The sequence below is a fragment of the Bacillus sp. FSL H8-0545 genome, from assembly GCF_038006105.1.
GTDB classification, from domain to species: Bacteria; Bacillota; Bacilli; order Bacillales; family Bacillaceae_G; genus Bacillus_A; species Bacillus_A cereus_U.
The window spans coordinates 3,003,707-3,030,698 of record NZ_JBBOUO010000001.1 but is presented as its reverse complement, the minus strand read 5'-3'; the positions used below and the strand labels follow the sequence as shown (position 1 = coordinate 3,030,698).

Below are 26,992 nucleotides of genomic sequence, written 5' to 3'. Positions count from 1 at the left end.
TTATCATAATAAAAAGGGGAAAGAATATGAAAAGAAAAATTTTACTTATTTGTCTAATTCTTAGTATGGTATGGATCTCAGCGTGTACTCCTGAAGTAGGAGAAGGTGAGAATGGTAGCTCTGTTCTACCTAATCAGTTGCCGAAGAATGTAGTATTTAAAAATGGTACAATCTATACTTCAAATGGAAAGCAAGACATCGTAGAGGCTGTAGCCGTTAAAGAAGGGGAAATTACATTTGTTGGTTCAAACAAGGATGTAGAGGGATTTATAAATGAAGATACGAAAGTGGTGGATTTACAAAGGCGTTTTATCCTCCCTGGTTTTGTGGACAATCATAATCATATATTTGAAGCGAAATCACCAGCAGCAGGGAATTGTAGTGTCTCACCAGATGCTTCTTTGCAAGAACAACGCTCGTATTTAAAAGCGTGTAAAAAAGATGTAAAAGAAGGGGAATGGATAAGCGGAACTGGATTTAGTTTAGAAGAGCTGTTAAAAGATATGGACGAAAAATCAGAACAACAAACTCCATTACAAGTTCTAAATGAGTTATTTCCTAATAATCCAGCATTAATTATGGAAAGAACCTCTCATTCTGTATGGGTTAACTCGAAAGCATTGGAGTTAGCTGGGATAAATAAAGATACGAAAGATCCGCAAGGCGGAAGAATCATTCGAGATCCAGAGACAGGAGAACCGTTTGGTATTCTTTATGATACAGCTGGAGATATCGTGATGGAAAAAGCATGGAATTCCCAGCCGAATCTGTTTGAAAAAAATTATGAAGGTTTGTTGGACGGATTAGATGAGGTTGCGAAGAATGGTATTACTACAGTCGGTGATGGACGTCTCTATTGGAAGCGAGGCTGGTTAGATGTTTGGAATAAAGTTTATGATGAAAAAAAGCTAACGTCACGAGTAGTACTTCGTCCATGGGTATATCCGAATTTAAATGAAGCAGAACAAATGGAGTATTTCAAAAAAATTAAACGTGATGATTTGTCATCCCGAATGCTTATAAATCAAGTGAAAATGTATAGTGATGGAATTAGTATTAATAGCACAGCTAAAATACTAGAAAAATATAAATTTGAGTGGTTTCAAGGGACTCCATATGGTTTGAACTATATTCCAGAAGAAAAGATGAAGTGGTGGTTGACTGAACTTAATAAAATTGGTTACGGTGCATTAATCCACGCGATTGGAGACGGCGGGGTAAGAGAAAGTTTAAACGCAATTGAAGCAGCGAAAAAAGAAGGGGCAAATCAGCCTTATACGCTCACGCATGTGGAGATGGTAGAAGATAGTGATATAAATCGTTTTGCTAAATTAGGTATTAGCGCTGATTTTCAAGTAGGTCATGATTTTGCGGAAGATCCTAAACAAAGCTGGGCAAGTACGTATTTTTCAGATCAACAGATGAAACGAATTATGCCGTTAGGGCGAATTTGGAAAACAGGAGCAAATGTATCGCTTAGTAGTGATTGGGATGTAAATGAACAGAATCCACTTGTGACGATTTCGAATGCATTAAGTATTGATGAGAAAGGCTTATCCGATGTACATGCAGCTATTGATGCTTATACAATTAAGCCAGCCAAAGCATTAGGTCTTGATAACATTACTGGCTCGATTGAAGTAGGGAAATCAGCTGATATGGTATTACTAAATGAAGATATTACTAAAATGAGTGCCGATAAGATTCCGAATGCGAAAGTTTTAGTGACGGTTTTACAAGGAGAAGTAGTGTATCACAAGGAGAAATAGCGAGTAATCTTATTTGGTTGCCACAAGTAAATGAATATATTTCTGTTGACCTTAACACGATGTCAAAGTTTAGACTGAACTTACATTCGAAGAAGGGGTGAACACGTATGAGAAATATGGAAAATAGTTTGTTTTATATGCCTGCTGAGTGGGAAAAACATGAGGGGACATGGCTCCAATGGCCTCATGACAGAACCCATAGAGGTGAAGGTTACAGAGCTAAGTTGGATGATATTTGGGTAACGATGGCAAAGGAGCTTCATTATGGAGAAAATGTGCATATTGTTGTATACGATGAAGAAGAAAAAGCACATGTCCAATCGAAGTTAATTGAAGCGAAAGTAAATATGGTTAAAATTGATTTCTTAATTCAAGAAACTGATGATATTTGGATAAGAGATAATGGGCCTATTTTTGTGAAAAATAAGGAAGGGGATTTTTCATTAACACATTGGATTTTCAATGGTTGGGGGAATAAATACCCGCATGAAAAAGACGCTGTTATTCCAGAGAAAATAAGTGAAATGTATAGCATTCCAAAAGTTGAATCAAGTGTCTGTCTAGAAGGTGGAGGAATAGAGATAAACGGAAATGGAACCTTAATGGCGGCAAAAACTTCTATTATAAATGAAAATCGAAATCCCACACTAAGTCAGGAAGAGATTGAAATGGAGTTAACGAAGTACTTGGGAGTAACGAATTTCATATGGATAACTGGTATTCGCGGTGAGGATAATTATGATGAAGATACGGATTACCATATTGATGGGGCAGCGCGTTTTGTAAATGAAAATACGATTCTTTATGAATATGATCCTTTTGGGGAAGGAGAGTCGTACCTTTTGGAGGCGCACGAAAAGCATTATCAAGAATTGCGACAAGCGAGAAATATAGATGGAAATCCATTTCAACTCATTCCAGTACCGGTAACAAGACAAGTGGTGAAAGAAGCAGAATGTAAGGGCTCATATTTGAATTTTTATATTGGAAATGAAGTCGTATTGGTACCTATATATGGTGATGAACATGACAAGTTAGGACTTCAAATCATTGAAGGACAGTTTCCAGGAAGAAGGATTGTTGGGATTCATGTAAATGAATTGTATGCGTATGGTGGCATGATTCACTGTGTGACGCAGCAGCATTTAGAATAAAGTGATTCAAATGAAAAAAGCATGCAGAGCATATACTCTGCATGCTTTTTTCTTATAATGCTGAAAACTCTTCAACAAGTTGAGCAAAACGATTCAACGCACTTTCAATCGGTGCTGGTGTAGTTAAATCAACGCCAGCTTTTTTCAGTAGGTTTAATGGATAGTCAGAACTTCCACCTTTAAGGAATTCAATATAATTTTTCTGGGCATTTGGGTCGCCGCTTAATAATTTATCGGCGATTTGGATTGCAGAGGCGAAGCCCGTTGCGTATTTGTAAACGTAAAATGGACGGTAGAAATGAGGGATTCTAGACCAGCCATATTTTACTTCTTCGTCAAATACGATGGAGTCTCCATTATATTCTCTAAATAATTTTTCATAAATTTCACTAAAGACTTGGGCATTTAATGGTTTACCTTGCTCAGCCATTGAATGTGTGATTTTTTCAAACTCAGCGAACATGATTTGTGTAAAGAAGGTACCTTTAAAGCTATCGATAAAGTAGTTAATTAAATGATTACGTACGTTCGTTTCTTTCGCTTCTTTTAATAAATAGTGAATTAATAATACTTCATTTACTGTAGAAGCGACTTCTGCGACAAAAATGGAATAATGTGCAGAAATTCTTGGCTGGTATCCGTGTGAGTAATGCGTATGCATTCCGTGACCACATTCATGAGTAAGGGTGAAAAGGCTATTTAAATCATCGTGATGATTTAAAAGAATGAAAGGATGAACACCGTATACACCAAAATTATAAGCGCCAGAACGTTTTCCTGGTGTTTCTCTCACGTCTATATATCGTTTATTTTTAAAGCTTTTTAATGTTTCGATATATTCTTCACCTAAAGGAGCTAGTGACGCGATCATTATATCAAACGCTTCGTCGTATGGAATGTCTTGTTTTACACCTTTTACTAAATCAACACTCAAGTCGTATTGTCTTAGTTCATCTACATTTAATTTTTCTTTTCTAAGTTCATTATACGTATGTAATGATTGAATGTTTTTTTTCGTCGTATCGATTAAATTTTCATATACTTCTTTCGGAACCATGTCGCCAAATAATGATTTTTCTAAAGCTGATGGATATTTTCGTAGCTTTGAAACAGTAACATTATTTTTAATAGCTGCGGACAAAGTAGAAGCGATAGAGTTTTTTAACTGAACATATGGCTTGTAATAAGCTTTATAAGCTTCTTTACGTTTCTCACGATTCTCATCTTCTATTAACTTTGAATACATTCCACGTGTTAAGTTTACTTTTTCTCCATCATCAGTAGTCACTTCACCAAAAATTATATCTGCATTATTTAACATGCCAAATGTATGCTGCGGGGAGGAGAGTGCTTCACCCATCTGTGATAAAATTTCTTCTTGGTCTTTATTCAAAACGTGTTTTTTATAGCGGTATAATTCGAATAAGTCTTCTTTATAATATTGTAAGCCTTCTGCTTCTTCTATGTAAGAATGTAATGTGTTTTCATCTACACTAAGCAAGAAGGGGGAAAAGAAAGATTTAGCCGCACTTACTTTCACATGTAACTGTGATACTTTATCGACAAGAGCTTGGTTTGAAGTATCACGTGTATCAAGGTCAGATTGTAGTCTTGCATAAGCGAACATTATTGATAATATGCTAGATATTTCTTCACTCTTTGTTAAATAAGCTAATAAACTATTGCCATCGTGAATATTTCCGTTAAACTTGTGTAGTTCATTCGTTAATACTTCAATTTTATGAAAGTCGCTTTCCCAATCTTCAATTGTATGGTAAATGTCCGTTAAATCCCATTTTTCTTTATCAGCTACTTGTAGTCGATCTTTAAGTTCTGTCATAATCATTTCCTTTCTAAATATGTAGTTATGTTCCTATATAACTATGAAATACAACAAATTGCAAAAAATCCCTGCTGGAAAATAAAAAGCCTTGCCGGAAATGGCGAGGCTTTAAAAGTTTAATGTAATGCCGAACGTTGAATGTAAAAGATTTTTATATTGCTCTTCTGTAACTGTTTCTTTCGTTTTTTTACCGTTTTTCGCTATTGTAAGGCTATCTTTCGTTAAAGAGGCATGCCCATTTTCAGTCAGTTTTACAATAAGAGGTACTTTATTAAAAGGGGAACCCTCATGTTCAACGATAATTTTTTGTGCTGCATTTGCTTTTTCCACATTTACTTCTTCCAAGTGAAATGCATAACCTACTGTCCAATCATTAGTAGAAGATTGATCTAGAAACTCATTATTTTTACGCATTTCTAAAATATAATTACCTTTTTCAGTCGTTTCTTTACGAATACGATAGTCGCCTGTTACAGAATGAACGATCTCACCTGAGAAAGGAACAGGGGAAAGGGGTAAATATGATCCGAAACCTACTTCAATTAAGTAAAGTTCATTATGATGTTGTAAAACAGTTGCGATATGTCCTGAATCAACAGCCCATATAGAATTTGCAGCGTTATAAACTGTTCCAGAAACGAGATGGACGTCGAATTTAGAGTCTTTAAGGAAGTAATACATAGTCGGATTCAATTCATAACAAAGGCCGCCACGGTTGTTTAATAAAATTTTTTCTTTTAGATTTTCTTTTGATATTTCTTTAAAGTTGTTTTCGAGAATATTTAAGTTTTCAAAAGGGACAGATTGTGACATTGCATACATAATGTTAGGTAAATCTTTAAAAGAAACTATTTCTTTATTCTTTATATTTAATCGTGCGAAAAATTGTCTTTGAAAGTCTGTCATTGAAATCCCTCCGTTATGCTTTTATAGGTAAATTGTAAACAAAATTGAGTAAGATGTGAATTTTAAACTATGTTGAGATACTTGTGGAATATGTGAAGTTACATGAAAAATAATGTGAGAGATTAAAAGATTACTACTTTACTAACTGTAGAACGAATATTATAATAATTTTAATAAATTATGCAAACGTTTTCTTGAAGGGGATGGTGTAAATATGTTGAAAAGGATTATGGTAGTCTGTTTATTGTTTATTTTACTTTTTCCTAATATATATGAGGGGAATAAGGCGGAAGCAGCAACGATAAACAATGGAACATTAATGCAGTATTTTGAGTGGTACGCTCCGAATGATGGGAATCATTGGAATCGTTTGCGTTCTGATGCTGAAAATTTAGCCCATAAAGGAATTACATCTGTATGGATACCACCTGCATATAAAGGGACTTCACAAAATGATGTAGGATATGGAGCGTATGATTTATATGATTTGGGGGAATTCAATCAAAAAGGAACGGTGCGGACGAAATATGGGACAAAAGCACAGTTGAAATCTGCAATTGAAGCTTTACATAAGCAAAGCATAGATGTGTATGGTGATGTAGTTATGAACCATAAAGGTGGGGCTGATTATACTGAAACCGTAACAGCTGTAGAGGTAGACCGAAACAATCGAAATATTGAAGTGTCAGGTGATTATGAAATTAATGCATGGACGGGGTTTAACTTTCCAGGACGCGGAGATTCTTATTCTAATTTCAAATGGAAATGGTATCATTTTGACGGAACGGATTGGGATGAAGGAAGGAAATTAAATCGAATTTATAAATTTAGGGGTATAGGTAAAGCGTGGGACTGGGAAGTGTCTAGCGAGAATGGGAATTATGATTATTTGATGTATGCAGATCTTGATTTTGATCATCCTGATGTTGCGAAGGAGATGAAAAATTGGGGAACGTGGTATGCGAATGAATTAAATTTAGATGGCTTTCGTTTAGATGCTGTTAAACATATTGATCATGAATATTTACGCGATTGGGTAAATCATGTCAGACAGCAAACGGGGAAAGAAATGTTTACAGTGGCTGAATATTGGCAAAATGACATCCAGACTTTAAACAATTATTTGGCGAAAGTCAATTATAATCAATCTGTATTTGATGCACCGCTTCATTACAATTTTCATTATGCTTCAACAGGAAATGGGAATTATGATATGAGAAATATTTTAAATGGAACAGTAATGCAAAATCACCCTGCACTCGCAGTTACTCTCGTTGAGAATCATGATTCTCAGCCTGGGCAGTCATTGGAATCTGTAGTAAGTCCGTGGTTTAAGCCGCTGGCATATGCATTTATTTTAACTCGTGCAGAGGGCTATCCTTCAGTTTTCTATGGTGATTACTATGGGACAAGCGGAAATAGTAGTTATGAAATTCCAGCGTTAAAAGATAAAATTGATCCAATTTTGACGGCACGAAAAAACTTTGCATATGGTACGCAGCGTGATTATTTAGACCATCCAGATGTGATTGGCTGGACAAGAGAAGGTGATGGTGTACATGCTAATTCTGGTTTAGCGACATTACTCTCAGACGGACCAGGAGGATCAAAGTGGATGGATGTTGGAAAGAATAACGCTGGGGAAGTATGGTACGATATTACGGGTAATCAAACAAATACTGTAACAATTAATAAAGATGGATGGGGGCAGTTCCATGTAAATGGAGGCTCTGTTTCAATATATATTCAACAGTAAATTTGTGATGAAAAAGAAGGGGCAGACTGAAATATAAGTTTTCCTCTTCTTTTTTACATTCTGCATAGTTATTAAAGTATGACACCTTTACTTCTTGTAAAACATATAGTATGATGATTTCAATAAATTAGATTTCAATGACTAAAATATAAATTAATGAGAGGTGCTTTTTGTGAGTGCGGTAGGTACTAAATAGGAAAAATTTAATGAAATAAATCGGATAAGACCAGGGGATTTTTATGTACATCATACCCCTAATTTTGTCATGGATTTATTTCGAAACCTATGAAGATACCTACAATACTTTATAAAGCTTGTAATAATAGGGATTGCCATATACTTTTTAGATGGCTTATTTCCTTATACGTTATTACACTTGCCTTGTAAATGTAAAAGCTGCGGTATCCCCGCAGCTTTTTTGTATATGTTTTTAATGTATAAAAATGGTAATTGAATAATATAGAATTCATTGGAATCTAATGAGTAGGTATCTTCATTGATGATAGAAATCAATCATAGTGAGGAGAAACAAAATGAATACGATGACTTTTGAAAAGTTACAATATAACGAATTAATGGAAATAGTGAAATCTTATTGTGTAAGTGGTTTAGGTAAGGAATTATTAAATAAATTAGAGCCGAGTACGAGTATAAAAGTAGTGAGAAATCGCTTAAATGAAACGACAGAAGCACGAGCTATAGTAGATGCAGAAGGGCATGTGCCTTTTTTCGGAATATCCAATATAGCTAGTACAATTCAAAAATTAGAAAAAGGGATGATTTTAGATCCAGCAGAATTAGTAAGTGTTTCAGACTTTTTACGTGGGTGTCGAAAGATTAAAAAGTTTATGCTAGATAAAGAATTTTTTGCGCCAGTATTAGCTTCTTATGCAAACTCAATGACTGAATATAAAAGTATCGAAGAAGAAATAAATTTTTCGATTAAGGGAAATAGCATTGATGCAGCTGCTAGTAAAGAGTTAAAACGAATTCGAAATAATATCGATGCTATAGATGGAAAAATAAAAGAACGTTTAACGAAGTTTTTAAATAATAGTGCAAATAAGAAATATATTCAGGAATTCTTTATTAGTAAAAAAGATGATCGCTATACGATTCCAATCAAATCTACCTATAAAAATCAAGTTGCAGGAAGTATTGTGGAAGCATCTGCAAAAGGTTCTACTGTATTTATAGAACCACATACGGTTACAAAATTAAATGCGGAACTAGCAAGTTGGAAAGCAGAAGAAGCGATGGAAGAGTATCAAATTTTAGCGACTTTATCAGGAATGATATTAGAAAATATTTATCATATAAAAATTAATATGGAACTGATTAGTCAATATGACATGGTATTTGCGAAAGCGAAGTTTAGTAAAAGTATCGATGGAATAGAACCGAAGTTAAACGATCATGGTCACATTCATTTAGTGAATTGTAAGCATCCGCTTTTAACAGGGCAAGTTGTACCGTTAAATTTTGAAATCGGTCAAGAGTACCGTAGTTTAATTATTACAGGACCGAATGCGGGCGGGAAAACGATTGTGTTAAAAACAATTGGACTTTTAACATTAGCGACAATGTCTGGCTTGCACATCGCTGGAGATAAAGAAACGGAAATTGCTATTTTCGAAAATGTGTTTGTAGATATAGGTGATAATCAAAGTATTGAAAATGCACTAAGTACATTTTCATCTCATATGAAAAATCTGTCTGAAATTATGAGGATGTCAAATAATAATACGTTACTACTATTTGACGAAATAGGAAGCGGCACAGAACCAAATGAAGGTGCGGCGCTTGCGATATCTATTTTAGAAGAATTTTATCTAACGGGATGTATTACAATTGCGAGTACGCATTACGGAGAAATTAAACGATTTTCAGAAATGCATGGTGATTTTATGAATGCGGCAATGCAGTTTAATAGTGAAACGTTAGAACCGCTTTATAAGTTAGTAATCGGTAAATCTGGTGAAAGTAATGCACTTTGGATTGCAAATAAAATGAATGTAAAAGAACATGTACTGCAAAGAGCGAAAGAGTATATGGGAAATAAAGAATATCGTTTAGAAAAAGTGAATGAAAGTAAAATTAGAAAACCGAAATTCGTACAAGAAAAAAGAGAAAATCACTATGAATATAAGATTGGCGACCGTGTGAAATTATTAGATCATAACGATTTCGGAATCGTATATAAGGAAAAAGATAATTTCTATAATGTCGTTGTATATTATAACGGTGAATTCACTGAAGTGAATGTAAAACGTATTACTTTAGACGTGGCAGCAAAGGAATTATATCCAGATGGATACGATTTAAATACGTTATTTGTCGATTATAAAGAAAGAAAAATGCAGCATGATATTGAGCGCGGATCGAAAAAAGCGCTTCGTAAAATTGAAAAAGAAATAAGAAAGAATAGAGGGTAATATAAAGTGATAAAGATTAGACAAGAACAACAAAATGATTATAGTAAGACAGAAGAAGTTGTAAAAGAAGCGTTTTCAAATGAAGAATTTAGTGATAAAAAAGAACATGAACTTGTAAAACGTATTAGAGAATGTGACGCATTTGTTCCAGCGTTATCAATCGTTGCGGTAGATGAGGAAATAGTCGGGCACATTATGTTATCCAAAATTACAATAGAACAAGGCGGGACTACTGTAGATTCATTAGCACTGGCACCAGTATCAGTTGCTCCAGGCCATCAGAAAAAAGGAATTGGTGGCAAACTTATCGTAGCGGCGCTAGAAAAAGCGAAAGAACTTGGATATGGATCAGTTGTAGTATTAGGGCATCCAGAGTACTATCCGAAATTTGGTTTTAAGAAAGCAAGTGATTGGAATATAAAAGCACCATTTGAAGTGCCAGATGAAGTGTTTATGGCGATGGAACTTAGAGAGAATGCTCTTCAAGGTGTTGAAGGGGTTGTTCAGTATTCGAGTGCTTTTTCTGAATAAAAGTACCGATTAAGAAATGTAATCATAAAAAATGCTATCTTTTTGTAGGGATGTACAGAAAGATAGCGTTTTTTAGTAAGCAGATCTACTTACGTATATTTTGCGCGATGGATAATTGAGATGATAAGATTGATATAGAAATGTAAAGGGAGAGAATATGATGAAGACGCGAGAAACAGGTAGTAATGGGAAATTAGTTACGTTATATGTTACAAGACACGGTAAAACAATATTAAATGCGAATCATCGCGTGCAAGGTTGGGCGGATTCTCCGTTAGTAGAAAAAGGTGTTGAAGTTGCCGCGAATCTAGGAATGGGATTAAAAGATACTCATTTTACTAGTGTATATAGTAGTGATAGTGGTCGAGCGATTGAAACTGCTAATTTAGTATTAAAATATAGTGAGCAATCAGAGTTAAAACTTGAGACAAGAAAAGATTTACGTGAATTGAACTTTGGCACTTTTGAAGGCGAAAAAGTTGAAATTATGTGGGATGCTATCGGAAAAGCTGCAGGTGTTACATCACCAGACGAACTCATGAAGTATTCTATTGAAGAAGTTATTAATCTGATTAGAGCAGCAGACCCTACAAAACAGGCAGAAGATTGGGCAGTATTTTCTACGCGTATAAAAAAAGAAATTAATAGGATTAGTGAAGAAGCTGCAGAAAATGATGGAGGCAACGTTTTAGTTGTAGCTCATGGACTTCTGATTACTGCATTAATAGAAATGCTGGATCGTAGTAAAACAAAACTTGGAGTGGAAAATGCAAGTGTAACGAAAGTTTTATATGAAGATGGGAAGTATACAGTCGAATCGGTTGGGGATATGAGTTATGTTGAAAAAGGAAAAGAAAGTGTGGAAATATAATAATATCTCAAATAGAAATAAGAACAGGAAGCTAGCAAAATCTAGCTTCCTGTTTTAGTTAGATGAATCATGGGATTAATAAAATCTTCCCAGTACTTTTACGGCTCTCTAATAATTCATGTGCAAGAGCACCATCTTGTAAAGAGAATGTAGTAGGACTCGCGATGTTTAATTTTCCATTCGCAATCCATTCGAATAGTTGAGAGGAACGTTCTTTTCGCTCTTCGCAAGATATAAGTACATTCCAAAGGTCTCCGCCAGTTAAAGTTTTCGAAGTATCCATAAGCATACGTGGATCAACTGGCGCAGGATTACCACCGGCCATTCCGTAAAATACGACAGTACCACCAATTTTAGTCGCTTTAAAGCTTTCTTCTAATGTAGAACCTACTGATTCATACACAACATTTACGCCAGCATCATTAGTCATTTCAAGTACATTCGTATGCCATGCTTCGGTATATAAAAATACGTGATCAGCACCGGCTAATGTGGCTATCTTTGCTTTTTCTTTTGATGACGTAAGACCGATTACTGTTCCGCCCTGAAGTTTAATCATTTGGATGAGAAGCTGACCAACACCACCAGCTGCGGCATGTACTAAAGCTATATCACCTTGTTTTATTTGATAGCTATCTTTCGTTAAATAATGTGCTGTTAATCCTTGTAATAAGATAGAAGCGGCTGTTTCAAAAGAAATAGAATCTGGAAGTGGAATTGCTTTTTCTGATGGAACAGCAACTAATTCTGCATTTGCAAATGGAACGTCAGCAAATGCAATGCGATCTCCAGGATTGATAGTAGTAACGTCAGCTCCTACTTTTTCAACAATACCAGCCCCTTCATAACCTAATATATAAGGCGGATTACCAGCGAGATGATAATCGCCGCGGCGTCTATAAATATCAGCGAAATTTAAACCAATTGCTTGCATGCGAACAAGAATTTCATTTGGATTTATGATTGGATTAGCTATTTCTTTATATTGTAGTACATCAGCGTCTCCGAATGTTTCGAAATAAAGTGCTTTCATATGGAATACCTCCATTTATATTGTTTGTAGATGTTCTTTATCATACAATACAAATATCAATAGAAAAAGAAGATTATTTCGATGAAATCAATCGGAAATATCGATTGGAAAGAGGGATGATAAATGGAGATAAAACAATTAATTACATTTAAAGTAGCGGCGGAAAGCTTGAATTTTACACAAACTGCGAAGAAATTAAACTTTGCACAATCGAGCGTGACAGCGCAAATTAAAACGTTAGAGGCTGAGCTCGGTACGCCGTTATTTGAAAGATTAGGGAAACGCCTTTTCTTAACTGAGGCAGGGAAGAAGTTTCAACTATATGCCGATAAGATGATTGCGCTTAGTAACGAAGCGAAAATGGCTGTGAAAGATGATGAGGAAATAGCAGGTACGTTAATAATTGGTGCGCAAGAAAGTCAATGTACATATAGGCTCCCTTCCATATTAAAGATGTTTAAAGCACAATTCCCCAAAATAAAGCTTATATTTAAACCAGCGCATTCCAATAAAGATGCGAAAGAGCAATTGATGGAGGGGAAAGTAGACCTTGTATTTATTTTAGACGAATGTAAAATAGAAGACGTTTTACATGTGGAGCCACTTTTGAAAGAAGAATTAAAAGTAGTAGCAGCTCCGGGGCATCGTTTATTTGAACAACCGTCCGTTTCTACAAAAGATTTAGAGAGTGAAACACTTTTATTAACAGAACTCGGTTGCTCGTATCGGACTTTATTTGAAGATCTATTTCGCGCAGAAGATGTATATCCAGCAAATAAGATTGAGTTTGTTAGTGTAGAGGCAATTAAACAATGTGTCATTGCCGATTTAGGTATAGCGGTTTTGCCGGCGATAGTAGTAGAAAAAGATATACGAGAAGGTACAGTAAAGGAGTTAGTTTTAAAAGAAACAATTCCCCCGATTTATACGCAAATTGCTTGGCATAAAGATAAATGGATGACATCGCCACTGCAACAATTTATTGATGTAACGAGGGAGTTTTTTGCAAGGGATTAAGTGGAGAAATATTTGCTTCAAATGAAAGGAAATTAGCATTTTTGTATAGAGAGAACCGATGCTTGAATGAAACAAGTATCGGTTCTTTATAGCATATTTTTATAATCACTTTTAAGTATGGCCATAATAATTGAAAAAACGAATCAACTAAGGTCTGTATCAGGAGGAGTATATCCAAGGTGGCGAGCCATAGATACAATTTGTCCTTTATGATGAAACTCATGTGTTTCCGTATGAGTTAAAAGCCATAGTGGAGTTGTGCTCCAAGGCTCTTTTTGCCATTTCACTTCATTTGCTATATTTTCGAGCCACCGGTTATTGTATTCATCTAAAAAGCGTTGTACAACTTCATCTACTATTTTAAATCTAGCACGGACTTTTTTGACATCTGCATGTTCAATTTCATAATCGCTAGCAAATGAAAAATCTGCTCGTTTTTGGTTAAATGCGAATGTTCCAAGCCAGTATCGATAGCAATCGGCTACATGAATATGGGTTTTTATAATGCTGCCACTTCCGAAATTCGGCACTGTGCTATGTAATTTTTCTAGTGGGATTTCTTCCAAAAACGTAAATAGGTTTTCTCTTATAGAGCTAATAAGATTATATTGGTGTCTTAAAACATCTAACATGCAAATACACTCCTCTTTTGTTTACTGTAATATTTGTGCAGTAAGTATTTCTATATTTATGAGGAGAGGTCCTTTTTTATTGTTTTCAGTAAGCATATTAGATGTATTTTTTAATTGTTTCTGATAGATTAAACAAGGTGAAACTTTAATAAGTTGAACATTTTTAGCTCATAATAAATTGTACATAAAAAAGGGGACGATAAAATGAATAGAATAGTTGGTTTAAAACAATTTGAAATAACGCGTGGAGCATTACTTAAATTTATGGAAACTTTAGATGACAAAACTGCGGATAAGCAGCCGGATGGCTTTAATAACACAATCCGCTGGCATATCGGTCACGTGTTATCTGCAGCAGAGACTTTCATGTTTGGAAGAGAATTTAAACATTTACCAAGTGAATATCCAGGTATGTTTGGATATGGATCAAGACCATCTAAATGGGAAACAGAAGGGCCATCATTAGAAGTGTTAAAGTCTCAGTTACAAGAGCAAGCGAAGCGCATTAATGAAATTCCAGCAGAAGCATTTGAAAATAAACTTCCAGAGCCATTCTTAGGATTGGAAACAGTAGGGGAGCTTTACGGTATGATGCTTTATCATGAAGCAGATCATATTGGTCAAATGAAGGCGATGGAACGTCTGGTGAAATCTCTATAGTTTTGAATTTAATTGCTTAAAAAAACGAAATCCCAGATGGATTTCGTTTTTTTATTGAGCAAGTAGAGAAAATTAATTAATTCTAATATTTCTAACGTAATCAGCATTATCCTTTCGACCCCTTCAAATGTTTGAGTTGTGTAACAATCATAATGCTAATGACAACTAATAAAAACCATGAGCTAATTTTGCTTAAGTGAACGAGGTTCCATGTTTCCTGTTGATTTGGATATTGCCATGCTCCGAAGAAGGTAGCGATGTTTTCTGCAATCCAAATAAAGAATCCGATAAGGAAAAAGGAAAGTACGAGCGGCATTTTATATGTAACGCCTTGTAATGAAAATTCCACAAATGTCCGAAAGAAAATAATGAATAATAGTAAAGTTAATACCCATCTAAAGTCATATAGAAAATGATGTGTGAAAAAATTGAAGTAAATCATAGCTCCTAACGGCACAGCAAAAATAGCCTTTGGCCAATAATACATTTGCAAATGCAATCTTCTCCACGCCTGGCATATGTAACTTGCGACACTCGCATACATAAAACCACTGTATAGCGGAACACCTAAAACTTTTGAATACGCCTCCTCAGGATAACTCCATGATCCAAAATGTACTTTATATATTTCTAGCAAAAGTCCAATTAAATGAAAGACAGTAATTACTTTTAGCTCGTCTTTTGTTTCAAGTCCAGTCTTGTACATAATCCACTGCATAAGAAGACATACGATGAGTATGAAATCATACCGGTATAACCCCGGAATAGAAATGATTTTTGAAAAGGCTAGTGTCAAGAAAATAACGACTGGGAACAAACAGGATAATGCTTGTTCATAAGTAAAATAGAGTAGTTGTTTTATATAAAACATGTTTTCACCTTCAGGATTTTTATTTGAAAAATCAAAATAATAACTCAGTATACTATAAATTTGAAAATATAACATCGTGCTATTTTGCATGTATTTGTAAGTTTTAGAAGGGAATTGTAATAAGTATTTTAATATTTTAACAAAGTAAAAAAATAGTTTGCTATTTAAAAAAGGTGGGGATATAATAGCTAAATGAAAATGATAATTATTATCAATAATGATTATAAATAAAAAATAATTATAAAAAACAACTGAATATAAAGGATGAAATGAAACATGTTACATAAGTCTACTGTACATGCTGGCAATAATCGCTGGATACATATTAAGTTCATTTCTTTCATGAGCTTAACAATTTTATGCTTAATGGGGTCTATATTTTTAGCTGTTGCATTCGGTGCAAAGGATATTCATTTGCAAACGGTGTGGGCAGCGGTTTTTGATTACAATCCGAAATTAACGCAGCATCAAATTATTTATGAGCTAAGACTTCCAAGGGTGATTGGCGCGGCAGTTGTAGGTGCTGCTTTTGCAGTCGCTGGGGCTGTGATGCAAGGGGTAACACGAAATCCTTTAGCTGATGCAGGTGTGCTCGGAATAAATGCGGGTGCGATGTTTGTAGTAGCACTTAGTTTTGCTTTTTTCCCGCATATGCCGTATTCCTACTTAATGATTGTTTCCTTTATTGGAGCAGTTTTAAGTACCGTACTCATTTTTATTATCGGATCGGCAACATCAGGAGGGTTAACACCGATGAGGTTAACGATTGCTGGAGCAGTTATGGCAGCGCTTTTACACTCATTAAGTTCAGGTATTGCAATTTATTATGATTTAAGCCAAGATTTAGCGTTTTGGTTTGCCGGTGGTGTTGCGGGGGTTAAGTGGGAACACTTGAAACTTTTAGTGCCTATTATTCTCATAACGATTGTTTTTGCGACAGTGCTAGGGCGATCTATTTCACTCATATCAATGGGGGATGATGTTGCTACGAATTTAGGTGTGAAAACGAACCGAACGAGAATACTCGGGATGATTATAGTAGTTATTCTTGCGGGTGTCTCTGTTTCAGCTGTTGGTTCTATTGGATTTGTAGGACTAGTCATCCCACATATTGCTAGAAAATTAGTTGGTGTTAATTATCGGCTTATTATTCCTATGTCAGCATTATTAGGAGCTATGTTATTGGTGTTAGCTGATTTAGGAGCAAGAACAGTAAATCCTCCTAAAGAACTTGCGATAGGGATTATGGTAGCTCTTGTTGGAGTTCCGTTCTTCCTCTATATAGCACGTAAAGTTGGGAGTGAGTTATAAGTGAAGGATCTTTTTAACACGGATAAAAAGAGAGCTATTACTGTAACTACAATATTCGGTTGTATGAGTATCGCTGTAATTTTGATTAGCTTAAATACGGGGACGCTGAGCATTGCACCACTCAAAGTGATTCAAACGCTTTTTGGTTATGGTGATTTTGAGAGTGCAACAGTGCTATTCGATTATCGTATGCCAAGAATTATTATCACAATGTTAGCAGGTATCGGCCTTGGAATTTCCGGTGCGATTTTGCAAGGGCTATCTCGTAATGCACTCGCAGATCCCGGTATTCTTGGATTGCATTCGGGTGCATCTTTCGGGCTTATTGTATTCGTTACTCTCTTTCATTCTATTAACGAGAGTGCATCGATTTTAATACCATTATTTACATTTGGCGGAGGAGTGTTAGCTGCATTTCTTATTATTATACTTGCGAGTGATCGGTCAAAAGGTTTACTTCCCATTAGACTTATTCTTGTTGGTATTGCAGTTTCGGCTGGTTTTAGTGCGCTTTCGTTATTTTTCTCGCTCAAGTTAAATGATGAGACGTATACATTCGCTTCTAGATGGTTAGTTGGTAACGTGTGGGGAAGAGATTGGATTCATGTCCTAGCATTATTACCTTGGATTTTGATACTAACTCCGTACGCATGGCTGAAATCTAAAACGTTAAATGCACTGTCACTAGGTGATAGTGTAGCAGCAGGACTTGGTGTATCTGTTCAAAAAGAACGGTTACTGCTTTTAGCTACAGCGGTAGGATTGTCTTGTGCAAGTGTATCAATGGCAGGGGGAATTGGCTTTATCGGCTTAGTTTCTCCGCATATTGCAAGGAAGTTAGTAGGTAGTACATATCAGCACTTCCTTCCGTTAGCTGGCATTATTGGAATGATTATTTTAGTACTCGCAGATACGATAGGTCGTTCTGTATTCGAGCCAAACTCTATTCCAGCTGGTGTAGTAGTAGCGGCTTTAGGAGCGCCGTATTTTCTTTATTTACTTACAAAAACAAAATAAATACTTCAAAGAGGAGAACATATGAAAAAGAAACTTTCCATTTTATTTAGCATTATGTGTATTTTAGTATTAGCAGCATGTGGTCAATCGAAACCTAATGAAGAGGCAACTAAAAAAACGGAAAAAAGTAATGACCCAAAAATTGCTTCAATGTCTATTCACTTAACAAATGATTTACTTGCATTAGGAATTACACCAGTAGGTTCTGTTATTGGCGGAGATTTAAAGGATTTCTTACCACACGCAAAAGAACAGCTGAAAGATACGAAGAAACTTGGCGTTGTAACAGACCCGAATATGGAAGCATTACTTCAGTTAAAACCAACTGAAATTTATGTTGATGAAAAGTATGCTGGCAAAGATTTAGCGAAATACGAAAAAATTGCAAAAACACATGCTTTTAATTTAGATGAAGGTACGTGGAGAGATCATTTAAAAGAAGTAGGTAAACTTGTAAACCGTGAGAAAGAAGCAGATAAATATATTCAAGACTATGAAGAACAATCAAAACGAGTGAAAAGTTTAATAGATAAAGAGCTAGGTAATAACGAAAAAGTAATGGCAATTCGCGTTACTGCAAAAGAGTTACGTGTATTTAGTACGAAAAGACCGATGGGACCAATTTTATTCCAAGACTTAGGATTACAGCCTGCAAATGGTGTAGAGAAAATTGATGGAAACCGTCCTTTCGAAGTCATTTCACAAGAAGTATTACCTGACTTTGATGCAGATGCTATTTTCGTTGTTGTAAACAGAGACGATAAAGCAAAAGCAGCATTTAAACAACTTCAAGAAACACCAATTTGGAAAGACTTAAAAGCTGTAAAAGGTAAGCACGTATACATTATTAATGACCAACCATGGCTTGACTATTCTGCTTTAGGAAATAAAATGGCGATGGATGAAGCGGAGAAAATGTTTACGAAATAATACAGTTTTGCTATTAGGAAAGGCCCTCTAAATTTGGAGGGTCTTTTTATTGTTAGAATAAATAAAAAATTATACAATGAAGTTAATTTAATGAAGAGGAGATGTGCCAATGTCAGCGCTTATTGTAAGTATCCCGTTAATACAACAGTTTATGGAACAAGGGGATAAAGTGAAACTTTAATCAGTGGGGGTTTTATTCATCCCCCACTGATTATTAGTTGAACCAATCGGGCGTTTACGGGCAGTTGATCTCCCACCTAACATCTTCGCTCCAGCTGAATTTTGAGGTGGGAGTCTTACTGCCCGTTAATGCGGGATAAATAGGCTAGAATAATTGTCCCCGCTATTTAAATAAAGGGGGAGTTTGAAATGACGATGAATCTTTTTCAAAATAAAACTATTAAATTATCAGCTATTAGAGAAGCAGATGCTGAAGTGATGGCTAAGTGGCAAGAGGATAGTGAATATTTAAGAAATGTAGATACAGACTTAGCATTCCCGCAATCGTTACATGAAATAGCGAGTGATGGGCTATTAAAGGGACGGAGATCCAATAGTGTTTCTTTCATGTTAAGAACAGTTCAAGATGATCGCTTAATTGGTTTTGTTGCAATTCACGGCATAGAGTGGAATAACAGAACAGGTTTATTAGCAATTGGTATAGGCGATGCAAATGATAGAGGAAAAGGATATGGGAGAGAAGCGTTGCATCTTATTTTAAAGTATGCGTTCTATGAAATGAATTTACACCGCGTTGGCCTCGATGTTATTTCTTATAATAAAGCTGCCATTGCGTTGTATAAAAAGATGGGTTTTCAGATGGAAGGGTGTATGAGAGAAGTAGTTCAGCGAGATGGAAAGTGTTTTGATCGAATGATTATGGGGATATTGCGGGATGAATGGATAGAGCTGCAAGATTAAAAGTACATTCCATATTATATATGTAGTATGCAGGAGATATAATGATAATTGGCGAAAATTTACAGTGTACTGATTGAAAAATAAGGGGTTATGTGAGATGAATTTGGAGAAAACAAAACCAGTAAACGAAGAGGTCGCTGAATTAAAAGAACTAATTAAAGAACTACACGGAAGTGTACATCAACTTCAAAGTGAAGTGCAGCAACTAAGGCACGAAAGACCAGTTGTTGAAGTGAGAAAAGGTGTTCAATTATCACCAACAATCATCGGACAAATTGGTGGTATGATTTTAGGTGGATTAGCAATTATAGGTATATTTTGGTGATGAAAAAAGGTATGCGGCGTAGTGCTGCATACCTTTTTTACTGTCGTTATTTGTCGGTAAGTCGATATTCGTTATCGAATCGCCGATATAATTTCATGCACTACAATTTTTACATTAAGTAACGTAAATATATATAAGCATGTGATAATAATAATGCGATGATTGTTAATGGTAAACCAATCTTTAAGAAGTCCATATAAGAGAATCCATGACCTTCACGTTTTGCAATACCAGCAACGACTACGTTTGCTGACGCTCCGATTAACGTTCCGTTTCCTCCTAAGCAAGCTCCAAGAGATAACGCCCACCATAGTACTTCAATTTGCGGAGAATCGACAGATAGTCCGAGTCCTGTAGCTAAATCTTGAATAAGTGGAATCATCGTTGCGACAAATGGGATGTTGTCAATTGTCGCAGATGCGATGCCAGATACCCATAAGATAAGTATAGCAGCGAAACCGATGTCGCCATTTGTTACGTCGATTACTTCTTTTGCGAGTGAAGAAATAAGTCCGATATCAATTAACCCGCCAACGAGAACGAATAGTCCAGCGAAGAAGAAAATCGTTACCCATTCAATGTGGGCAAATACATCTTCAATATCGTGTTCTTTCACGCCAATTAACATAAGAAGTGTAGCACCTGTCATCGCAATAACGGCAGCGTCTACATGAATAATAGAATGAAGTACAAAGCCTAAAATAGTTAGTCCTAAAATTGTAATCGATTTTAAAAGGAGGCTTTGATCTTTAATATAATCTTTTTCATTTAATGCCATCAGTATTTTAATTTGCTCAGTTGTTGTTTTTAGTTTGTTACGATACATGAAGTAAATAATGCCTAATGTAACGATAGCGATGATAAGTACAATTGGAGCTAAGTTAAGTAAAAAGGCATTAAAGTCTAAATGCTTATTAGCCGATCCAATCATAATGTTAGGCGGATCACCGATTAGTGTTGCTGTTCCGCCTATATTTGAAAATAGTACTTCTGAAATTAAATAAGGAACAGGATTTACTTTTAAAATACGTGTAATGGATAGTGTAACAGGTACGATTAATAATACGGTTGTTACGTTGTCCAAAAATGCAGAACCGACAGCGGTTAATAGGGATAGTAATAATAAAATGCGGATTGGTTTTCCGCCAGCTGCTTTTGCTGCTTTAATGGCTACAAATTCAAATACGCCCGATTGACTCGTAATATGTACGAGAATCATCATCCCAATTAAAAGGGTGATCGTTTCCCATTGAATATGTGATGTGAAAGCAGTATGTAAATCTACAATTCCAAAAATAATCATAATAGCAGCACCGAATAATGCGATTACAGCACGATTCAATTTCTCAGAAATAATAAAACCGTACGTGACTAAAAATACGGCAATTGCAAAATAATATTGCCAATTTGCTACTTCATGTGCTGAATGTTCCAAGCATGTCACCTTCTTTAAAGTATGTATTCAATTGTCGAAATGTATCTCGCTACATTAACACGGGATAAAGTATATTGTAGCAAATTCAAAAAAGAAAGAAAACTATTTAACAAAGTGAAGGAAAAAATGTGATTTTTACATATCATATAAAAAATATAAAAAACACAGTGCAAATTATTAGGAAAAGTGAGCGTTGTCCTCTAATATAGAGATAGCAATTTACATTATTTTTGCGTAAAATGGTTTAAAGAGGTGAATTCCGATGGAAATAGTAAAAGATAGTTCTCTTATTCAAAATGAAATTGAACGTTTTGTAAATAAAGATGTATATATTCATTTAGAAACAACAAACGGAGCGTATGCGTCACACTTTAATGAAAAGTTGATGACAGTTGGAGCATTCATTCGAAATGCAATTATCCGTTTTGAACGCGGGAAAATAACTGGAACCAACCCATACCGAGTTGGTTTGAAAATGGATCATGGCTGGGTATATGCAGAAGGCATTACGCACTGGGAAGTAGACGATAAAGAGCGTTTATTACTAGCAGGTCATGATAATCAAGGCCGCTTAGCGGTAGCGCTTGAGTTAAGCTTAACGCCATTTAAGTAAGAAGGAGGGAAACTTATGGAGAGACATGTACTTGTTGTATTTCCGCATCCAGATGATGAAGCATTTGCTGCGGGAGGAACAATTCGCTTATTAACAGATCAAGGAGTACCTGTAACGTATGCATGCGGTACTCTTGGACAAATGGGACGTAACATGGGGAAAAATGTATTCGCTAACCGTGAAACGATTCCAAATATCCGTGAAAAAGAATTAAAAGATGCATGTGAAGCGATGGGGATTCAAGATTTAAGAATGCTTGGTTTCCATGATAAAACGTTAGAATTTGAAGATGTTGATTTTGTTGCAGATAAAATTGAAGCGATTATTCAAGAAGTAAATCCATCTCGAATTATTACATTTTATCCAGAACACGGCGTACATCCAGATCATGATGCATTTGGCCGTGCTGTAGTTCGCGCTGTATCACGTATGCAAAAAGAAGAGCGTCCAGTCATTCATGCAGTTGCGATTACGAGAAATCGCGAAGCAGTACTCGGTGAGCCGGATGTTGTAAATAATATTAGTGAAGTATTTGAACATAAATTAGCTGCACTAGGCGCGCATCGTTCACAAACAGAAGCAATGCTTGAAGAAACACATGCAAAAATAAAAAACAAAGATGCAGCAACATTAAAATGGCTGCAACTTGAACAATTTTGGACTTATAAATGGGAGTAGGCTAGAAGGATATCTTCTAGTATCTCTTACATATAAAAAGCGCCATCACTTGTGATGGCGCTTTTTTGTGCTATTGTTTCGTACTAGCCAAATACATGAGCATGTGGAATTTTTCGTCTCTTACATGATAATCGAAATAAGGTCCTGGATCTGTACAGTAACCGATATTTTCACTTTGCGTGATTTGAAATTCGTGGCCTGATAAATTTTCTTCTAAGTATTTTGGATGTAAAATATGTTCGTGAGAATTTGGATATAAGGCTGAAATGTTTTTCAAGGATTTGGCCGAACTATCATAATATGAGTATCCGCCGACAATTGTTGAACTGTTATGTAAATAGTTTTTTAGAACGTGAATTGGGAACTGCGGATTGAGCAGTGAAAAATCAGTTACTGAAAAACTATCCACAAAAACATCGATGCTAAGCGGTTTTAATGGTAGATTTAAATCGGAATTCAAAATATAAAGGACGCGTGGCTTCGGATTCATACGCTCAATTCTGTTTCTAACCTTCTTGAGCATCGCAAGTGAATAGCCACTGAATACATAGGACGCGCTTGTTTCAAGAACATCGATATATTTGGGTAGTGATACGAAAGCGTCAACGTTTGTTTCCACAATTAATTTGTTTTTCAAATCTATATTTTGTAGAACTTTTTGAAACTGAAAATTAATTTTTTCAAATAAGTTAATCATTTTGGGATTGATCTCTTTAATCGTTTCTTTATCGTAAAAATAAGATGGATAAGGAGACGTCTCGTACAAATTCGCGGTAATGATAATACCTTCCTCGATAGCAGCCTCGTATCCACAGCTACAAGTTAAACGCCCCGTGTGAATGTAAACTTTTTTAATCGTTACATCTTCCATTTCAAGTGGAATACGGCACTTCGGACAATAGAGCAAATTTACAAAATCAAGCGGGATTCCTGTAATATTCTCTTCTTTGGATGAAGGCGAGCTAGTTTGAGCTGCTTTTTCAATCAATTGGATAGCTTTTGATATGTCTTCTTTTTTCTTGGTTAGCTCGTCCTTTTTATCAATGAGCAAGTTATTGTAGTAGTCGATATCCTCATGGTCTGAGAAATTTGTGACACGCCGATATGATAAAATTCGTTGGATTTCTATCAATGAAAAATGAAATTTTTTCAGCTCACTAATAAAAGTCATGTCGTCGAAACACAATTGGTTCATTTGATACTGGGTGTTTTTTTTGTCTGGTATTAATAATCCTAGTTCAATGTAATAACGAACGGTATCAGTCGTAACATGAAAAAGCTTCGCAAATGTACCAATTTTCATAGATGTCCCCCCAATGAAAAAAGTGGAGTTACTCCATTTTTTTCACAAAATGACTTCAAAAAACTCTCAAATGGCTATTGACGTGGAGGAAACTCCAAGTCATATTATTAATTCAATAAATGTGAATATTTTGAATATTTTTGACTGTATTGTAACATACATGTCACGAAAGGAGAAGGATTAGCTATGGATAAGATGGATCATATGGATACTCTCTCACTATGGACAGCGACTGCAAACAGCTATGACAAAGGAAAACCTCTTGAAGGAAATGAAGAGGCGGATGTTGTCATTATTGGCGCAGGTTTCACAGGTCTTTCTTCTGCATATCATTTGCAAAAGTTAGGGAAGAGTGTCATTGTCCTTGAGCAGGAAACAATCGGATATGGCGCAAGCGGTCGCAACGGCGGGATGGTATTGCCGGGCTATAAGTCAACGATGCAGGAGCTTGCCAAGAAGTATGGTGCCGAAGAGGCGAGGCAGCTTAACGATCTTTCTCTGCTTAGTGTTGAATTAGTTAAAAACATTATCGACGAGCATCAAATCAACTGTAACTTCAGAAAGACAGGTCACATTGTGGCGGCTTACAAAGCCAAGCATTTTGAAGGGTTGAAACATGAAAGTGAATACTTAAACAAAAATTTCGGATACGAATCAAGCGTGCTTAATCGAAGTCAGTTGCATCAAGAGATCGATTCTCCGCATTATTATGGCTGTTTAGTCGACAATTCGAGTTACTCATTCCAACCACTGAACTATGCAATTGGTTTGGGAGAAGCTGCTAAATCGATCGGTGCAAAAATCTTTGAGCATTCGAAAGCACTATCTATTGAGTACGGCCGAAATAGTGTGAAAGTTGTAACAGAAAAAGGTGCTGTTACTGCGAAAGACATTATTGTGGCTACAGATGGTTACTCTGGAAAAATCATGACTGAACTGAATAAAGGCGTACTGCCAATTTCGGCACGTATTATTGCTACTGAACAGCTTCCAGAATCACTGGTGAATGCCGTCATTCCTAAAGATCGCATGGTTTTTGATACAAGCAGTTTCCTTTACTATTTCAGGCGCACACCAGATAATCGGATCATATTTGGCGGTGGCGATATTCGTCCAAACTTAGGTGATGCTGTTTATCAAAATGTTTACGATGCTATGGTTAAAATAATGCCAAACCTAGAAGGAAGCAAGATTGATTACAGGTGGGGTGGATTTATCGGGGTTACAATTGATACGTTCCCGGTTATCGGTAGATCCAAAGAAGGCGCATATTTCGCAACGGGTTATACGGGCCACGGCGCGTCTCTCTCGACATTGTTTGGTAAGTTATTGGCACAATGGATCGTTACGGGGAGTGCAGGTGGATACCGATTTGAAAAGGAACGCCTCAAATCATTCCCATTCTATAATCAGAAAACGATGCTGGTCAATATAGCACATATTGGTTTCAAACTGGTAGATATTATCGCGTAAAGGAGAGGTGTTTATGGAAATTAACATGTTCATTGACGGGAAATGGGTAGAAGCATTATCAGGTGCTAGAAGAAACATTATCAATCCTGCAACCGGAGAGGTTATAACAACGTCTGCTCATGGATCAGCAGATGATGCGAAGATAGCAATTAAGGCGGCTCGTAACGCGTTTGACAGCGGAATCTGGTCGGATTTATCGGCTGATGAAAGAGCTGACTATCTATATAAGATTGCAGACCGTCTTGAAGAGAAGACAGCTGAAATTGCCCGTTTGGAAACTGCAAATAACGGTAAGGTAATCCGTGCAACAACCCATGTGGATATTCCGGTGTCGATTCAATGCTTCCGCTATTATGCTGACTTGATCAAAGGTATGAAAAAGGAATCTTACACTCGCGAGGATGCTTCGGAAACAATTATTATTCATGAACCGATTGGTGTTTGTGGACTTATTGTACCTTGGAACTTTCCGCTTATGTTAGCTGTTTGGCAAATTGCTCCTGCACTTGCCGCGGGGAATACAATTGTAATTAAGCCTGCTGACGTCACTCCTGTAAGCATATTTAAATTATTTGAAATTATCGAAGAGGTTGGACTTCCGGACGGAGTGGCAAACTTGGTATTGGGACCTGGTTCAAAGGTTGGGAATGAGCTTGCAGAGAGCCATGATGTTGACAAAGTTGCCTTTACCGGTGGAACAAAAACAGGTCAAAGTATTATGCGCGCAGCTGCGGGCAATATGAAAAAAATCACACTTGAACTAGGTGGTAAATCTCCACTTATTGTGTTCGACGATGTGGATTTTGAAACCGCAGTCGATAATGCGATGTTTGGTATTTTCCACAATGCTGGGCAAGTTTGTTCAGCTGCATCCCGTTTGCTTGTACAAGAGACCATTTACGATAAGTTTGTTGAAAGATTGGCCGAGCGTGCGAGCAAAATTGTAGTTGGCAACGGAGAAAGCGAGAACATTGAAATGGGAGCCCTCACAAACGAGTCTCATATGAATGAAGTTTTACATTATATAAAGAGTGGAATCGAAGAAGGGGCAAAGTTAGTTTGTGGTGGTAAGCGCTTAACAGAAAATGGGCTTGATCGAGGATTTTTCATTGCACCAACAATCTTTGCTGATGTAAATGCGAATATGTGTATTGTTAAGGAAGAGATTTTTGGTCCAGTCCTTGTTGTACAGAAATTTAAAGATGAGGAAGATGCCATCCGAAAAGCGAATGATTCCATTTATGGATTAGCCGGTGCTGTATTTACTGAAGATATGGACCGAGCAAAACGTGTTATTAGTAAACTGCGTGCGGGAATTACTTGGATTAATAGTTATCATCTCGCTTATGTTGAAGGCCCTTGGGGCGGATATAAGCAAAGTGGAATCGGCAGAGCGTTAGGTACTGTTGGGCTAGAGCATTTTATGGAAACGAAGCAAATCAATATCCACCAGCATGCCAATCCTGTAGGTTGGTATGCGAATTAATTGAGCAAAACGTGCTATATAA

General features: G+C 36.2%; 24 protein-coding genes. 17 read left to right on the top strand and 7 right to left on the bottom strand.

Features of this window, described 5'->3' with window-relative positions:
• The first annotated feature begins 26 nt into the window (after positions 1 to 26).
• Positions 27 to 1,769: an amidohydrolase gene (locus tag MHI07_RS15865; RefSeq protein ID WP_340824994.1), complete on the top strand. Its 1,743-nt coding sequence runs from the start codon at positions 27 to 29 to the stop codon at positions 1,767 to 1,769.
• Between the two features lie 107 nt (positions 1,770 to 1,876).
• Positions 1,877 to 2,923, top strand: coding sequence for an agmatine deiminase family protein (locus tag MHI07_RS15860; RefSeq protein ID WP_204208628.1), 1,047 nt, complete (start codon positions 1,877 to 1,879; stop codon positions 2,921 to 2,923).
• A gap of 52 nt (positions 2,924 to 2,975) precedes the next feature.
• Here MHI07_RS15860 and pepF read toward each other — a convergent pair whose 3' ends face one another.
• Complete coding sequence (gene pepF / locus MHI07_RS15855) at positions 2,976 to 4,763, bottom strand: oligoendopeptidase F (RefSeq protein WP_340824990.1); 1,788 nt, start codon at positions 4,761 to 4,763, stop codon at positions 2,976 to 2,978.
• A 111-nt stretch (positions 4,764 to 4,874) separates the two neighbouring features.
• Positions 4,875 to 5,672, bottom strand: a complete 798-nt coding sequence (locus MHI07_RS15850; RefSeq protein WP_340824988.1) for an arylamine N-acetyltransferase family protein — start codon at positions 5,670 to 5,672, stop codon at positions 4,875 to 4,877.
• Positions 5,673 to 5,886: 214 nt separating this feature from the next.
• On the opposite strand from MHI07_RS15850, the gene amyS reads away from it, so the two are divergent.
• From amyS to MHI07_RS15830, 4 genes are all read left to right on the top strand, one after another.
• Entirely contained in the window at positions 5,887 to 7,428 is a 1,542-nt protein-coding gene (amyS, locus tag MHI07_RS15845; RefSeq protein ID WP_340824986.1) for an alpha-amylase, read from the top strand.
• 533 nt (positions 7,429 to 7,961) lie between these two features.
• Positions 7,962 to 9,863, top strand: coding sequence for an endonuclease MutS2 (locus MHI07_RS15840; RefSeq protein ID WP_340824984.1), 1,902 nt, complete (start codon positions 7,962 to 7,964; stop codon positions 9,861 to 9,863).
• A gap of 6 nt (positions 9,864 to 9,869) precedes the next feature.
• Positions 9,870 to 10,394: a GNAT family N-acetyltransferase gene (locus tag MHI07_RS15835; protein ID WP_340824982.1), complete on the top strand. Its 525-nt coding sequence runs from the start codon at positions 9,870 to 9,872 to the stop codon at positions 10,392 to 10,394.
• A gap of 160 nt (positions 10,395 to 10,554) precedes the next feature.
• Complete coding sequence (locus MHI07_RS15830) at positions 10,555 to 11,265, top strand: histidine phosphatase family protein (RefSeq protein ID WP_340824980.1); 711 nt, start codon at positions 10,555 to 10,557, stop codon at positions 11,263 to 11,265.
• Positions 11,266 to 11,332: 67 nt separating this feature from the next.
• On the opposite strand, the gene MHI07_RS15825 is transcribed toward MHI07_RS15830, so the two are convergent.
• On the bottom strand, positions 11,333 to 12,298 hold the full coding sequence (locus tag MHI07_RS15825; protein WP_340824978.1) for a quinone oxidoreductase family protein: 966 nt from the start codon (positions 12,296 to 12,298) through the stop codon (positions 11,333 to 11,335).
• A 123-nt stretch (positions 12,299 to 12,421) separates the two neighbouring features.
• On the opposite strand from MHI07_RS15825, the gene MHI07_RS15820 reads away from it, so the two are divergent.
• Positions 12,422 to 13,315 (top strand): LysR family transcriptional regulator, encoded by an 894-nt coding sequence (locus tag MHI07_RS15820; RefSeq protein WP_131231002.1) that lies wholly within the window; start codon positions 12,422 to 12,424, stop codon positions 13,313 to 13,315.
• Between the two features lie 143 nt (positions 13,316 to 13,458).
• On the opposite strand, the gene MHI07_RS15815 is transcribed toward MHI07_RS15820, so the two are convergent.
• Positions 13,459 to 13,947, bottom strand: a complete 489-nt coding sequence (locus MHI07_RS15815; protein ID WP_340824975.1) for a DinB family protein — start codon at positions 13,945 to 13,947, stop codon at positions 13,459 to 13,461.
• A 204-nt stretch (positions 13,948 to 14,151) separates the two neighbouring features.
• Between MHI07_RS15815 and MHI07_RS15810 the strand changes: the two genes are divergently transcribed.
• Positions 14,152 to 14,607, top strand: a complete 456-nt coding sequence (locus MHI07_RS15810) for a DinB family protein (protein WP_002161005.1) — start codon at positions 14,152 to 14,154, stop codon at positions 14,605 to 14,607.
• Between the two features lie 106 nt (positions 14,608 to 14,713).
• On the opposite strand, the gene MHI07_RS15805 is transcribed toward MHI07_RS15810, so the two are convergent.
• Positions 14,714 to 15,478, bottom strand: a complete 765-nt coding sequence (locus tag MHI07_RS15805; RefSeq protein ID WP_088079011.1) for a DUF817 domain-containing protein — start codon at positions 15,476 to 15,478, stop codon at positions 14,714 to 14,716.
• A 276-nt stretch (positions 15,479 to 15,754) separates the two neighbouring features.
• Between MHI07_RS15805 and MHI07_RS15800 the strand changes: the two genes are divergently transcribed.
• From MHI07_RS15800 to MHI07_RS15780, 5 genes are all read left to right on the top strand, one after another.
• A complete protein-coding gene (locus MHI07_RS15800) occupies positions 15,755 to 16,789 on the top strand; it encodes a FecCD family ABC transporter permease (RefSeq protein ID WP_016105577.1) in 1,035 nt (344 codons plus the stop codon).
• A complete protein-coding gene (locus MHI07_RS15795; RefSeq protein ID WP_078181257.1) occupies positions 16,790 to 17,806 on the top strand; it encodes a FecCD family ABC transporter permease in 1,017 nt (338 codons plus the stop codon).
• A 21-nt stretch (positions 17,807 to 17,827) separates the two neighbouring features.
• The gene (locus tag MHI07_RS15790; protein ID WP_078181256.1) at positions 17,828 to 18,736 is read left to right on the top strand and encodes an iron-hydroxamate ABC transporter substrate-binding protein; all 909 of its coding nucleotides are present in this window, start codon (positions 17,828 to 17,830) and stop codon (positions 18,734 to 18,736) included.
• Positions 18,737 to 19,105: 369 nt separating this feature from the next.
• Positions 19,106 to 19,657, top strand: a complete 552-nt coding sequence (locus MHI07_RS15785; RefSeq protein WP_002161007.1) for a GNAT family N-acetyltransferase — start codon at positions 19,106 to 19,108, stop codon at positions 19,655 to 19,657.
• A 97-nt stretch (positions 19,658 to 19,754) separates the two neighbouring features.
• The gene (locus MHI07_RS15780; protein ID WP_002161008.1) at positions 19,755 to 19,982 is read left to right on the top strand and encodes a hypothetical protein; all 228 of its coding nucleotides are present in this window, start codon (positions 19,755 to 19,757) and stop codon (positions 19,980 to 19,982) included.
• A gap of 109 nt (positions 19,983 to 20,091) precedes the next feature.
• Here MHI07_RS15780 and MHI07_RS15775 read toward each other — a convergent pair whose 3' ends face one another.
• Positions 20,092 to 21,417, bottom strand: a complete 1,326-nt coding sequence (locus MHI07_RS15775) for an ArsB/NhaD family transporter (protein ID WP_340824970.1) — start codon at positions 21,415 to 21,417, stop codon at positions 20,092 to 20,094.
• A gap of 262 nt (positions 21,418 to 21,679) precedes the next feature.
• On the opposite strand from MHI07_RS15775, the gene MHI07_RS15770 reads away from it, so the two are divergent.
• Positions 21,680 to 22,030: a YojF family protein gene (locus MHI07_RS15770; protein WP_000407037.1), complete on the top strand. Its 351-nt coding sequence runs from the start codon at positions 21,680 to 21,682 to the stop codon at positions 22,028 to 22,030.
• Positions 22,031 to 22,045: 15 nt separating this feature from the next.
• Positions 22,046 to 22,708: a bacillithiol biosynthesis deacetylase BshB2 gene (bshB2, locus tag MHI07_RS15765; protein WP_000439468.1), complete on the top strand. Its 663-nt coding sequence runs from the start codon at positions 22,046 to 22,048 to the stop codon at positions 22,706 to 22,708.
• A 70-nt stretch (positions 22,709 to 22,778) separates the two neighbouring features.
• Here bshB2 and MHI07_RS15760 read toward each other — a convergent pair whose 3' ends face one another.
• Positions 22,779 to 24,011: a MerR family transcriptional regulator gene (locus tag MHI07_RS15760; protein ID WP_016105573.1), complete on the bottom strand. Its 1,233-nt coding sequence runs from the start codon at positions 24,009 to 24,011 to the stop codon at positions 22,779 to 22,781.
• Positions 24,012 to 24,197: 186 nt separating this feature from the next.
• On the opposite strand from MHI07_RS15760, the gene MHI07_RS15755 reads away from it, so the two are divergent.
• Positions 24,198 to 25,484, top strand: a complete 1,287-nt coding sequence (locus tag MHI07_RS15755) for an NAD(P)/FAD-dependent oxidoreductase (RefSeq protein ID WP_002161016.1) — start codon at positions 24,198 to 24,200, stop codon at positions 25,482 to 25,484.
• Between the two features lie 13 nt (positions 25,485 to 25,497).
• On the top strand, positions 25,498 to 26,970 hold the full coding sequence (locus MHI07_RS15750) for an aldehyde dehydrogenase family protein (RefSeq protein ID WP_340824965.1): 1,473 nt from the start codon (positions 25,498 to 25,500) through the stop codon (positions 26,968 to 26,970).
• The last annotated feature ends 22 nt before the right edge of the window (positions 26,971 to 26,992 follow it).